Origin of the sequence: Frigoribacterium sp. CFBP 8766 (genome assembly GCF_014841435.1) — a bacterium.
GTDB lineage: Bacteria > Actinomycetota > Actinomycetes > Actinomycetales > Microbacteriaceae > Frigoribacterium.
Genome location: NZ_JACYTX010000001.1, coordinates 340,836 through 353,713, shown reverse-complemented (window position 1 = coordinate 353,713; position 12,878 = coordinate 340,836). Strand labels below are relative to the sequence as shown.

Genomic DNA, 12,878 nt, shown 5'->3' with positions numbered 1-12,878 from the left:
CGAGCGGTGCCCGCCCGACGCCGGCACCGCTGCCCGCACCACCCCTGACCCGACCAGGTCAGGGCCGGACAGCTCACACCCGAACTGCCCTGACCCGAACAGGAAGCACTGACACCATGGCGAACATCTCCGACTCCCTCGAGACCCTCCTCACCGTCGACGGCGCGATGGCGGCCGCCGTCGTCGACAGCGCGTCCGGCATGCTGCTCGGCGGCGCCGGCAGCGGCATCGACCTGGAGCTGGCCGCGGCCGGCAACACCGAGGTCGTCCGTGCCAAGCTCAAGACGGCGAAGTCGCTCGGCCTCGCCGACTCGATCGAGGACATCCTCATCACCCTGTCGAGCCAGATCCACATCATCCGCCCCCTCGCCAGCAACCGCGAGGTCTTCATCTACTTCGTGCTCGACCGCTCGAAGGCGAACCTCGCCCTCGCTCGCATGAAGTCCAAGGAGGTCGAGGGCCAGCTGGCCTTCTGACCCACGCCGCGGCTCCCTGCGCCGCAGCACCCCGACGGGGCGTCGACCACTGAGGTCGGCGCCCCGTCGTCGTGCTCCGGTGCGGGCGGTTGCGGGTGCGGGTGCGGTTGCGGTTGCGGTTGCGGTTGCGGGTGGTCTAGTCGAGGAGGCGCTGGTACAGCACGTGCTCGCGCCACTCCCCCGCGATGCGGAGGTAGCCCGGCGCCGAGCCGTACTGCTTAAAGCCCGAGGCGGCGAGCACGGCACGCGACCCCGCGTTGTGCGGCAGGGCGCTCGCCTCGAGGCGGTGCAGGCGGAGGCCGGTCGCCGCGAGGTCGACGACGACCGCCAACGCCGCCTTCGCCAGGCCCTGCCCCGTCCGCTCCCGGTCGACCCAGTAGCCGACGGCCGCCTTCTGCAGGGGCCCCCGGACGATCTGGTTGAGGGCGATCGTGCCGACCACGCGGTCGCCCTCCATCAGGTGGAACGGCTGCTGCTCGCCGGCGGCGGCCGACGCGATGCGCGCCGTGAGCATCGCCCGCTGGCCGGCGGGCTCGAAGAACGACGGCGCCCGCTCCGGATCCCACGGCGCGAGGTGCTCGCGGTTGCGCCGGTGCGCCTCGGCGAGGGCGGCGGCGTCGCCGACCCGCGCCTCCCGCAGGAGGACGGTGTCGGTGAGGGCCTGCTCGAACTGCACCCTCTGACCCTAGGCCGCGCCCGTGTCGGGCGCCGCGGACGGTGACGCAGGCGTCGCGGGACGACGTGGGCGAGGGCCCACGCCTGCGGCGTCCCTTCTCGCCTACGCCGTCTCGGGGCGAGGGTCGAGCAGCCGGGGAGGCGGCGGCCGAGGGTGCTAGGAGGCGAGCGGCGCGTCGACGGGGACGACCGCCTCCTGCGCCTGGTCGCCCTGCGCCGGCCGGCTGATCTCGGCCCAGACGTCGTCGAGCGAGACGCCGACGACCTGGGCGATCGCCGCGATGGTGGGGAACGACGGGGTCGCGACCCGGCCGGACTCGATCTTGCGCAGCGTCTCGGGCGAGACGCCGGCGTCGAGGGCCGTGCGGAGCATCGACCGCTCGCCGCGCGCCTGCCGGAGCAGGGCCCCGAGGCGGCGGCCTCGAGCGACCTCGGCGGGGCTCAGCGGCAGACGGACCATGCGCAGAGCCTAGCCCGAGGAGGCGCCTGCCGGGATAGCATTACCGGGACAGTTGTCCCGCCGCCCGCCGGCAGACCCGAGGAGACGCCCCGTGATCGAGATCTTCAGCCCCGCCGAGCTGGGCCGTGCCCGCGACTCCGGAGCGCTGGTCGGGCACATCCTGCACACCGTGTCGCAGCGCGTCGCGGTCGGCACGAACCTGCTCGAGATCGACGAGTGGACTCGCGAGATGATCGTCGAGGCCGGTGCCGAGTCCTGCTACGTCGACTACGCGCCGTCGTTCGGCCGCGGGCCGTTCGGGCACTGGATCTGCACGGCCGTCAACGACGCCGTGCTGCACGGCCTCCCCCACGACTACGCCCTGCGCGACGGCGACCTGCTCACGCTCGACCTCGCGGTCGTGCTGAACGGCATCGCCGCCGACTCCGCGCTGAGCTTCGTCGTCGGCACCTCGCGCCCCGCGGGCAGCACCGAGCTGATCGAGACGACCGAGCGCGCCCTGGCCGCCGCGATCGCCGCCGCCGTGCCCGGAGCGAAGATGGGCGACGTCTCGTACGCCATCGGCTCGGTGCTGACCGGGGCGGGCTACCCCGTGAACGTCCAGTTCGGCGGCCACGGCATCGGCTCGACCATGCACCAGGACCCGCACGTCGCCAACATCGGCCGCCCCGGCCGCGGCTACAAGCTGCGCCCGGGCCTGCTGCTCGCCCTCGAGCCGTGGGTCATGGCCGACACCGACGAGCTCGTGACCGACGACGACGGCTGGACGCTCCGCAGCGCGACGGGCTGCCTCACGGCGCACAGCGAGCACACGGTCGCCATCACCGAGGACGGCGCGGAGATCCTGACCGTCCGCGGCTAGCTCGACCGGCTCGTCACGATCGAGGTGACGCGTCGAGGAGGTGCGGCGGTCGCTCACGCCTCCGACGCGTCATCTCGTTCGGCGGTCAGTACTCGCGGAGGTACGCGGCGCGACGGCCCGCGACCGTGAAGCCCGCACGGTCGTAGAGCCCGACGGCGCCCGTGGGGCTCGTCGAGTCGACGTCGAGCACGCAGAGCTCGAAGCCCTGGTCGGCCTGCCGCGCGAGGGCCGTCGCGAGCAGCGACTGCGCGAGGTGCCGGCCTCGCCAGGCCCGCCGGACGCCCACGTAGTCGACGTGGGCGCTGCGACCGCCGTGGGCCGGCCACTGCTCGGGCTCGACGGTGGTGAGCACGAAGGCGACCACCTCCTCCTCGCCGTCGTCGCCCGCGGCGACCGCCACGAACGAGAGGTCGGGGCGGAACGTCGCCGCCCCGACGAGCATGCGCCACACCTCGGGCGTGCTCGCCTGGCTGCCCCAGTGGTCGACGAAGGCCTCGTTGCGGGCCAGACGGGTCGCTTCCTCGCGGTGCGTCGAGTAGTCCTCGAGCCGCACCGCGGGGTCGAGGGGCACGGGCTCGACCGGGCGGGTCAGGTCGCGGCTGAGGGTGCTCCACCACCGGGCGGGGCCGAAGCCCTGCCGCTCCAGCAGCGCCGCGTGGCTCTTCGCTTCCTGCTCGACGCCCGCCGCCAGCACGGCCGGCAGCACGTCGTCCGAGGCTGACAGGTGCTGCTCGCCACGCAGCCGCTGCCACTCGACGAGGTCGCGCCCGAGGCCCTGCCTGCGCCGACGCGGGTCGACGCCGCCGTCGACGGACACGCGCACGACCGACTCGCGGACGGGCCAGAGGAAGCTCAGGCCCCAGGCCACCAGCTGGCCGTCCCCCTCGTCGGCCACGAGGGAGTCGCGCTCGAGGTCGATGCCGGGCATCTCGAGCAGCTGCCGCATCGACGACAGCGACGTCACGTGCAGCGGGTGGTCGACCGACGCCACGCGCCCGTCGAGCGCGTGCAGCGCCTCGAGGTCGGCGAGGGTCGCCGGGCGCCAGCGCAGGCCGCCGCGGTCACGAGGGAGGCGCGCGTCCGGCCTCGGGACCCGGGCGCTGACGGGCAGGTCGACCGCGTCGAGCCGGACCCCCGCCGCGGCCTCGCCCCGCGCGACCGTGGACTCGGGGGGCTCGACGGACGGGGACGGCTGTGCGGACTGCTCGGTGCTCATCGCTCCATACTGCCTGGTCTCGGGAGCCGCCCAGGTCACGGGACCGCCCGCGAGCCTGCGGGACCGACCCGCGCCTCCCCGAGGTCGCCCGGGAACGACGACGGGCCCCGTCCCTCGCGTGGTGCGAGGGCCGGGGCCCGTCGTGGTGCCTGGTGGCTCCGCAGGTCATCAGACCCGCGGCGCCTTCAGACGATCCCGATCAGTTGTAGGTGCCGGGGGTGAAGTCGTCCGACGAGAACGAGTCGAAGTCCACGAAGCTGAGGTCAGCCTCGGTGAACGACGCGTCGTCCGTGAACACGCGGTTGGGGTACCGCTCGGCCTTCGCTTCTTCCGTCGCCTCGACCGAGACGTCGCGGTAGCGCGACAGACCGGTTCCGGCGGGGATCAGCTTCCCGATGATCACGTTCTCCTTCAGACCGACCAGGGGGTCGCTCTTGCCCTCCATCGCAGCCTGCGTGAGCACGCGGGTCGTCTCCTGGAAGGAGGCGGCCGACAGCCACGACTCGGTCGCGAGCGAGGCCTTGGTGATGCCCATGACCTCCTGGCGGGCGGACGCGGTCCGCTTGCCCTCGGTCAGCGCCGCACGGTTGATCTCGTTGTACTTCGACCGGTCGACGAGCTCGCCGGGGAGCAGGTCGGTGTCGGCGTGGTCGACGACGGTGACCTTGCGGAGCATCTGACGGACGATGACCTCGATGTGCTTGTCGTGGATCGGCACGCCCTGCGAACGGTAGACGTCCTGGACGCCCCCGACGAGGTGCTGCTGCACCGCACGGACGCCCTTGACTCGCAGGACCTCCTTCGGGTCGACCGCACCGGCGATGATCTGCGCACCGAGCTCGACGTGCTGACCGTCCTCGACGAGGAGGGTCGAGCGCTTGAGCACGGGGTAGATGACCGGCTCGTCGCCGTTGTCGAGGTTGAGGATGACCCGTCGGGCCTTGTCCGTGTCCTCGATCGTGATGCGACCGGCACCGTCGGCGATCGGGGACGCACCCTTGGGGGTACGTGCCTCGAACAGCTCCGTCACGCGGGGCAGACCCTGCGTGATGTCGTCGGCCGAGGCCGAACCGCCGGTGTGGAAGGTGCGCATCGTCAGCTGCGTGCCGGGCTCGCCGATCGACTGGGCCGCGATGATGCCGACGGCCTCGCCGATGTCGACCAGGTTGCCGGTCGCGAGCGAGCGGCCGTAGCACTGGGCGCAGACGCCGACCGCGGCCTCGCAGGTGAGCACGGAACGCACCTTGATGGTCTCGACCCCTGCCGCCACGAGCTCGTCGATCAGAACGTCTCCGACGTCGGCGCCGGCCTCGGCCAGCACGGTGCCCTTCGCGTCGACGGCCGCGGCCGCCAGCGAACGGGCGAACACGGTGTTCTCGACGGTCGCGTCGCGCACCATGACGCCGTCGGCGTCGGGTGCGGCGATGGGCATCTCGAGACCGCGCGAGGTGCCGCAGTCGTCCTCACGGATGATGACGTCCTGCGAGACGTCGACGAGTCGACGGGTCAGGTACCCCGAGTCGGCCGTACGGAGGGCCGTGTCGGCCAGTCCCTTGCGGGCACCGTGCGTCGCGATGAAGTACTCGGCCACCGACAGGCCCTCGCGGTACGACGAGATGATCGGGCGGGGGATGATGTCGCCCTTCGGGTTGTTCACGAGGCCTCGCATGCCGGCGATGTTGCGCACCTGCAGCCAGTTACCACGAGCACCCGAGGTGACCATGCGGTTGATCGTGTTGTCGACCGGGAAGTTCGCCCGCATCTCGGCGGCGACCTCGTTCGTGGCCTCCGTCCAGATCTTGATCAGGTCCGCACGACGCTCGGCGTCGCTGATGAGGCCCTTGTCGAACTCGGACTGGACCGCTGCGGCCTGCTTCTCGTAGCCCGCCACGATCTCCGGCTTGCGCGGAGGCGTGAGGACGTCGGAGAGGGCGACCGTGACACCGGAGCGCGAGGCCCAGTAGAAGCCCGCGTCCTTGATGTTGTCCAGGGCAGCCGCGACGGCGACCTTGGGGTAGCGCTCGGCGAGGTCGTTGACGATCGTCGAGAGCATGCCCTTGTCGGTCACCTGCTGCACGAACGGGTAGTCCGCCGGCAGGTTCTCGTTGAAGAGCGCGCGACCGAGGGTCGTGTCGAGCAGGATGTCCTGTCCGACCTCGTAGCCCTCGGGAGCCTCGCCCTCGGCGAAGTGCACGCCGTTCATGCGGATCTTGGCCATCGCGTTCAGGTCGAGCGTGCCCTGGTCCTTGGCGAGGATCGCCTCGGACACGGACGAGAAGGCACGGCCCTCGCCGACTGCGCCCTCGGTGACCGTCGTCAGGTAGTGCAGGCCGATGATCATGTCCTGTGCGGGCAGGGTCACCGGTCGGCCGTCGGACGGCTTCAGGATGTTGTTCGACGCGAGCATCAGGATGCGCGCCTCGGCCTGGGCCTCGACGGACAGCGGCAGGTGCACGGCCATCTGGTCGCCGTCGAAGTCGGCGTTGAACGCCGCGCAGACGAGCGGGTGCAGCTGGATGGCCTTGCCCTCGACCAGCTGGGGCTCGAAGGCCTGGATGCCGAGACGGTGCAGCGTGGGCGCGCGGTTCAGCAGCACGGGGCGCTCGCGGATGATCTCCTCGAGGACGTCCCACACCTGCGGGCGCGAACGCTCGACCATGCGCTTGGCGCTCTTGATGTTCTGAGCGTGCGACAGGTCGATCAGGCGCTTGATCACGAACGGCTTGAACAGCTCGAGCGCCATCTGCTTGGGCAGACCGCACTGGTGCAGCTTGAGCGTCGGGCCGACGATGATGACCGAACGGCCGGAGTAGTCGACGCGCTTGCCGAGCAGGTTCTGGCGGAACCGACCCTGCTTCCCCTTGAGCATGTCGCTCAGGGACTTCAGGGCGCGGTTGCCGGTGCCCGTGACGGGACGGCCGCGGCGACCGTTGTCGAAGAGCGCGTCCACCGCCTCCTGCAGCATCCGCTTCTCGTTGTTGACGATGATCTCGGGGGCACCGAGGTCGAGCAGTCGACGGAGGCGGTTGTTGCGGTTGATGACGCGACGGTAGAGGTCGTTCAGGTCGGACGTCGCGAAGCGGCCACCGTCGAGCTGCACCATCGGGCGCAGCTCGGGCGGGATCACCGGGACGACGTCGAGCACCATCGCGGCGGGCGAGTTGCCCGTGGCGAGGAAGGAGCTGACGACGCGCAGGCGCTTGATCGCGCGGATCTTCTTCTGGCCCTTGCCCTCCGAGATCTGCAGGTGCAGGTTCTCGGCCTCGGTGGTCAGGTCGAAGCCCTCGAGGCGCTTCTTGATGGCCTCGGCGCCCATGTGGGCCTCGAAGTACATGCCGAAGCGGTCCTGGAGCTCGTGGAAGACGGCGTCCTCGGGCTTGAGGTCGCCCACCTTCAGCGTGCGGAAGTCCTCCCACACGCGCTCGAGGCGGTTGATGTCCTCGTCGAAGGCCTTGCGGGTCTGGCCCATCTCCTTCTCGGCGACGTCCTTCGCACGACGCTTCTGGTCGCTCTTCGCGCCTTCTTCCTCAAGAGCGGCGAGGTCGACCTCGAGCTTCTGCAGACGGTCGGCGATGCGCGTGTCGCGCTGCGTCTCGAGCTGCTTGATCTCGAGGCGGAGCTCGTTCTCGAGACCGGGCATGTCGGCGTGACGGCCCTCGTCGTCGATCGAGATCACCATGTAGGCGGCGAAGTAGATGACCTTCTCGAGGTCCTTCGGCGCCATGTCGAGCAGGTAGCCGAGGCGCGACGGGACGCCCTTGAAGTACCAGATGTGCGTGACGGGGGCGGCGAGCTCGATGTGGCCCATGCGCTCACGGCGCACCGACGACTTCGTGACCTCGACGCCGCAGCGCTCGCAGACGATGCCCTTGAAGCGGACGCGCTTGTACTTGCCGCACGCGCACTCCCAGTCACGCGACGGCCCGAAGATCTGCTCTCCGAAGAGGCCGTCCTTCTCGGGCTTCAGCGTGCGGTAGTTGATGGTCTCCGGCTTCTTGACCTCACCGTGCGACCAGGCACGGATGTTCTCGGCCGTGGCGAGGCCGATCCGCAGCTCATCGAAAGTTGTTGCTTCGATCAAAATTCAGTCCCTTGTCAGATGTATCGACGTGTCGTTGTGGGAAGGGGGCTTAGATCTCGTCGACGTTCGACGACTCGAAGCGGGAGGAGATGTTGATGCCGAGCTCTTCCGCAGCACGGAAGACCTCGTCGTCCGTGTCGCGCAGGCTGACCGTCTGGCCGTCGGCCGAGAGGACCTCGACGTTCAGGCACAGCGACTGCATCTCCTTGATGAGGACCTTGAAGCTCTCGGGGATGCCGGGCTCCTGGATGTTCTCGCCCTTGACGATCGCCTCGTAGACCTTGACGCGGCCGAGGATGTCGTCGGACTTGATCGTCAGGAGCTCCTGCAGCGCGTACGCGGCGCCGTAGGCCTCGAGGGCCCACACCTCCATCTCTCCGAAGCGCTGTCCGCCGAACTGGGCCTTGCCGCCCAGGGGCTGCTGCGTGATCATCGAGTAGGGGCCCGTCGAACGAGCGTGGATCTTGTCGTCGACGAGGTGGTGGAGCTTCAGGATGTACATGTAGCCGACCGAGATCGGGTTCGGGAAGGGCTCTCCCGAGCGACCGTCGAACAGCATCGTCTTGCCCGAGGAGCCGATCAGGCGGTCGCCGTCACGCGTGGGCAGCGTCGAGTCGAGGAGACCCTCGATCTCGCGCTCGGCGGCGCCGTCGAACACCGGGGTGGCGACCTTCGTGCCGGGAGCCGCGCTGAGCGCCTCCGGCGGGAGGTTCTTGGCCCACTCCTGGATGCCCTCGACGTTCCAGCCCTGCGCCGCGATCCACCCGAGGTGGATCTCGAGCACCTGGCCGAAGTTCATGCGGCCGGGGACGCCCAGCGGGTTCAGGATGATGTCGACCGGCGTGCCGTCCGCGAGGAACGGCATGTCCTCGACGGGGAGGATCGTCGAGATGACGCCCTTGTTGCCGTGACGGCCGGCGAGCTTGTCGCCCGCGGTGATCTTGCGTCGCTGCGCGATGAACACCACGACGCGCTGGTTGACGCCCGAGCCGAGCTCGTCGTCGCCGTCCTGCGAGTCGAAGACCTTGACGCCGATGACGGTTCCCTGCTCGCCGTGGGGCACCTTCAGGGACGTGTCGCGGACCTCACGGCTCTTCTCGTTGAAGATGGCGCGCAGGAGGCGCTCCTCGGCCGACAGCTCGGTCTCGCCCTTGGGCGTGACCTTGCCGACGAGGATGTCGCCGGGACGGACCTCGGCACCGATGCGGATGATGCCGCGGTCGTCGAGGTCGGCCAGCAGGTCCGGGCTGACGTTGGGGAGGTCACGGGTGATCTCCTCCTTGCCGAGCTTCGTGTCGCGGGCGTCGACCTCGTACTCCTCGATGTGGATCGAGGAGAGCGTGTCGTCCTTCACGAGGTTCTGCGACAGGATCATCGCGTCCTCGTAGTTGTAGCCCTCCCACGGCATGAACGCGACGAGCAGGTTCTTGCCGAGCGCGAGCTCGCCGTTCTCGGTCGCAGGGCCGTCGGCGATGACCTCGCCGACCTCGATGCGCTGACCGGCGTCGACGATCACGCGGTGGTTGTAGCTGGCGCCCTGGTTCGAGCGGTCGAACTTGCGCAGGTAGTAGTCCTGCGTGCCGCCCTCGTCCAGCTGGACGGTGACGACGTCGGCCGAGACCTCGGTGACGACACCTGCGGCGTCGGCGGTGACGACGTCGCCGGCGTCGATGGCCGTGTAGCCCTCCATGCCGGTGCCGACCAGGGGGCTCTCGCTGCGGACCAGCGGGACGGCCTGACGCTGCATGTTGGCGCCCATGAGGGCGCGGTTCGCGTCGTCGTGCTCGAGGAACGGGATGAGCGAGGTCGCGACCGACACCATCTGGCGCGGCGAGACGTCCATGTAGTCGACCTCGTCCTTGGCGACGAGCTCCACCTCGCCGCCCTTCTTGCGGACCAGCACCTTGTCGTCGACGAAGTTGAAGTCGTCGTCGAGCGGGGCGTTGGCCTGGGCGACGACGAACTCGTCCTCCTCGGAGGCGGTGAGGTAGTCGATCGTGGTGCTGACGTTGCCGCCGTTGACACGACGGTAGGGCGTCTCGATGAAGCCGAACGAGTTGATGCGGGCGAACGACGCGAGCGAGCCGATCAGGCCGATGTTCGGGCCTTCCGGGGTCTCGATCGGGCACATGCGGCCGTAGTGCGACGGGTGGACGTCGCGGACCTCGACACCGGCGCGCTCGCGGCTCAGGCCGCCGGGGCCGAGTGCGCTGAGGCGACGCTTGTGCGTCAGGCCCGACAGCGGGTTGTTCTGGTCCATGAACTGCGAGAGCTGCGACGTGCCGAAGAACTCCTTGATCGCGGCGACGACGGGGCGCACGTTGATCAGGGTCTGCGGGGTGATCGCCTCGATGTCCTGCGTGGTCATGCGCTCGCGGACGACGCGCTCCATGCGGGACAGGCCGGTGCGGACCTGGTTCTGGATCAGCTCGCCGACCGCGCGGATGCGACGGTTGCCGAAGTGGTCGATGTCGTCGACGTCGAGGCGCAGCTCGACGGACTCGCCGTCGCGGGTGCCGTCGATCGTCTTCTGCTCGGCGTGCAGCGAGACCAGGTACTTGATCGTCGCGACGATGTCGTCGACGGTCAGGACCGAGTCGCCGAGGGGCGCGTCGATGCCGAGCTTGCGGTTGATCTTGTAGCGACCCACCTTCGCCAGGTCGTAGCGCTTCGGGTTGAAGTAGAAGTTGTCGAGGAGCGCACGCGCGGCCTCGGCGGCGACCTGCTCGCCGGGACGGAGCTTGCGGTAGATGTCCTTGAGGGCTTCTTCCTTCGTGAGGATGGCGTCCTTCTCGAGGGTGGCCTCGATGGACGCGAAGCCCTGGAACTTCTCCGTGATCTCTTCGCTCGTCAGGCCGAGGGCCTTGAGGAAGACGGTGACGCTCTGCTTGCGCTTGCGGTCGATGCGGACGCCGACCTGGTCGCGCTTGTCGATCTCGAACTCGAGCCAGGCACCGCGGCTGGGGATGACGCGAGCCGAGTAGATGTCCTTGTCGGACGTCTTGTCGGAGGCGCGCTCGAAGTAGACGCCGGGGCTGCGGACCAGCTGCGACACGACGACGCGCTCGGTGCCGTTGATGATGAACGTGCCGCGCTCGGTCATGAGGGGGAAGTCGCCCATGAAGACCGTCTGGGTCTTGATCTCACCGGTGAGGTGGTTCATGAACTCGGCGTTGACGTAGAGAGGGGCGGCGTAGGTCTTGCCGCGCTCCTTGCACTCGTCGATGGAGTACTTGGGGTCTTCGAGCTCGGGAGCCGTGAAGCTGAGCTGCATCGTCTCGCCGAGGTCTTCGATCGGGGAGATCTCCTCGAAGATCTCCTCCAGGCCGGAGTGCAGCGCGAGGTCGGTGCGACCCTGCTCGGTCGCCTCGGCGAGGCGGGTCTTCCAGATGTCGTTGCCGACGAGCCAGTCGAAGCTCTCGGTCTGCAGCGCCAGGAGGTCGGGGACCGTGAGCGTGTCGGTGATCTTGGCGAACGAGAGGCGCGATGCGCCACGGCCGTTCTTGGGCGAGTTGGTGGATGCGGTGTTCGCAGCAGCCAAGGAAGTTACCTCCGTGGACCCCGTCGGGTCATCACTGTCGGACAGTATGAGTGGGTGGTGAACGGCCCTCCCGGGAACCGTCGGCCGCGCGGCAGGGTCGCTGGACCGTGCCGAGAGGCCGAGACCGAGGACGCCCCCGCCGCGATATTCGGGGGACTGTCTCGGATGTGCGTCGTCGACCGAGATATGACGACGGGACGCACGAGGGAGCGCAAAGGTCAATACTATGCAGCCGGGACACGCCTGGCAAGCCCTGTCGTTGACCTCGAGGCTGACCTCGGGTATAACGAAGGCGATCCCGCGGAATTCCGCCCGCGCCTCCTCGGTGGGAGGATCGGGACATGGCCGCACCCCACGACGACCCGCCCGCCGAGGTCTCGATCGGAGCGGGCCTCGCCCGCGTCGACGAGGACCGGCACCGGCCCGGCTCGTTCACCCTCGTCGTCGACGGCACCCCGCAGTCGCACGTCGACCTCGACGACCCCACGCACCTCGCCTTCGAGTACGTCCGCCGCATCGGGCACGCGATCGACCTGCTGCCCGAGGGGCCCCTGACGGCCCTGCACCTCGGCGGCGGCGCGCTCACGCTGCCCCGGTACGTCGAGGCGACGAGGCCCGGCTCGCGCCAGCAGGTGATCGAGCTCGAGGCCGACCTGATCGCGCTGGTGCGCGAGCGGCTGCCGTTCCCGAGGGGCGCCTCCATCCGGCTCCGCTACGGCGACGCCCGCGAGGTGATGGAGAAGCTGCCGGCCGGCCTGCGCGGGTCGGTCGACCTGCTCGTCGTCGACGTCTTCGGCGGGTCGCGCATCCCCGCGCACGTGACGAGCCTCGAGTTCTACACGGCCGCCTCCTCGTTCCTGTCGCCGACCGGCATGCTGATCGTCAACTCGGCCGACGGGGCCGGGCTGGCCTTCGCCCGCGGGCAGGCGTCGACGTTGTCGACCGTGTTCGAGCACGTCGCCGCGGTCGCCGACCCGGCCACCCTCAAGGGCAGGAGGTTCGGCAACGTCGTGCTGATCGGCTCGCCCTCGCCGCTGCCCACCGACCGCATGCCGCGGCTCTACTCGTCGGACCCGCTGCCGGCCAAGGTCGTGCACGGGCGCGAGCTGCGCGACTTCGTCGCCGGGGCACCGGTCGTCACGGACGCGACCGCGGTGCCCTCGCCGGAGCCGTCGCGGAGCGTGTTCGGGAGTCGCTGACGCCGGCTGCCCGCCGGCGGGGAACGGCTGGCCTGCGGGGCTACTGGTCGGCGCGGGGGGCAGGGGCGCCGAGGGCGGCACGGAGGCGGGCCTCGGCGTCGGCCGCGGCGGTCGCGCCGGCGGCTTCGACGTTGGCCTCGGTCACGGCCTTGACGACCTCTTCGCGCTGGATCTTCACGCCGCGGGGGGCGTCGATGCCGATGCGCACGCCGTCGCCACGGGAGTCGAGGACGGTGATGACGATGTCGTCACCGATGAGGATCCGCTCCCCGACCTTGCGCGTCAACACCAGCATCCCCCCACCTTAAGGGTGGAGCACCACGACGCGGGCATCGAGTTGCCCCGGAACGCTGGTCGGGAGCGTTCCG

At 69.8% G+C, this 12,878-nt stretch carries 9 protein-coding genes; 3 read left to right on the top strand and 6 right to left on the bottom strand.

Annotated features, from left to right (window positions below; translation table 11 throughout):
• Window positions 1-116: 116 nt before the first annotated feature.
• Entirely contained in the window at window positions 117-476 is a 360-nt protein-coding gene (locus tag IFT90_RS01650; RefSeq protein WP_192040713.1) for a hypothetical protein, read from the top strand.
• A gap of 136 nt (window positions 477-612) precedes the next feature.
• Here IFT90_RS01650 and IFT90_RS01645 read toward each other — a convergent pair whose 3' ends face one another.
• Window positions 613-1,152 (bottom strand): GNAT family N-acetyltransferase, encoded by a 540-nt coding sequence (locus IFT90_RS01645; RefSeq protein WP_192040712.1) that lies wholly within the window; start codon window positions 1,150-1,152, stop codon window positions 613-615.
• Window positions 1,153-1,308: 156 nt separating this feature from the next.
• Window positions 1,309-1,611, bottom strand: coding sequence for a helix-turn-helix transcriptional regulator (locus IFT90_RS01640; protein ID WP_123547664.1), 303 nt, complete (start codon window positions 1,609-1,611; stop codon window positions 1,309-1,311).
• 91 nt (window positions 1,612-1,702) lie between these two features.
• Here IFT90_RS01640 and map point away from each other — a divergent pair, with 91 nt between their 5' ends.
• Window positions 1,703-2,473, top strand: coding sequence for a type I methionyl aminopeptidase (gene map, locus IFT90_RS01635; RefSeq protein ID WP_192040711.1), 771 nt, complete (start codon window positions 1,703-1,705; stop codon window positions 2,471-2,473).
• Between the two features lie 85 nt (window positions 2,474-2,558).
• On the opposite strand, the gene IFT90_RS01630 is transcribed toward map, so the two are convergent.
• The 3 genes from IFT90_RS01630 to rpoB all read right to left on the bottom strand — a co-directional run bounded on the left by IFT90_RS01630 (window position 2,559) and on the right by rpoB (window position 11,311).
• The gene (locus tag IFT90_RS01630; protein ID WP_192040710.1) at window positions 2,559-3,689 is read right to left on the bottom strand and encodes a GNAT family N-acetyltransferase; all 1,131 of its coding nucleotides are present in this window, start codon (window positions 3,687-3,689) and stop codon (window positions 2,559-2,561) included.
• A gap of 199 nt (window positions 3,690-3,888) precedes the next feature.
• The gene (locus tag IFT90_RS01625; protein ID WP_133738215.1) at window positions 3,889-7,770 is read right to left on the bottom strand and encodes a DNA-directed RNA polymerase subunit beta'; all 3,882 of its coding nucleotides are present in this window, start codon (window positions 7,768-7,770) and stop codon (window positions 3,889-3,891) included.
• A gap of 49 nt (window positions 7,771-7,819) precedes the next feature.
• Entirely contained in the window at window positions 7,820-11,311 is a 3,492-nt protein-coding gene (rpoB, locus tag IFT90_RS01620; protein ID WP_123547660.1) for a DNA-directed RNA polymerase subunit beta, read from the bottom strand.
• A gap of 341 nt (window positions 11,312-11,652) precedes the next feature.
• Here rpoB and IFT90_RS01615 point away from each other — a divergent pair, with 341 nt between their 5' ends.
• Window positions 11,653-12,510, top strand: a complete 858-nt coding sequence (locus IFT90_RS01615; RefSeq protein ID WP_133738214.1) for a spermidine synthase — start codon at window positions 11,653-11,655, stop codon at window positions 12,508-12,510.
• 40 nt (window positions 12,511-12,550) lie between these two features.
• Here the strand turns inward: IFT90_RS01615 and csrA are convergent, their stop codons facing one another.
• A complete protein-coding gene (gene csrA, locus IFT90_RS01610; RefSeq protein ID WP_192040709.1) occupies window positions 12,551-12,805 on the bottom strand; it encodes a carbon storage regulator CsrA in 255 nt (84 codons plus the stop codon).
• Window positions 12,806-12,878 lie beyond the last annotated feature (73 nt).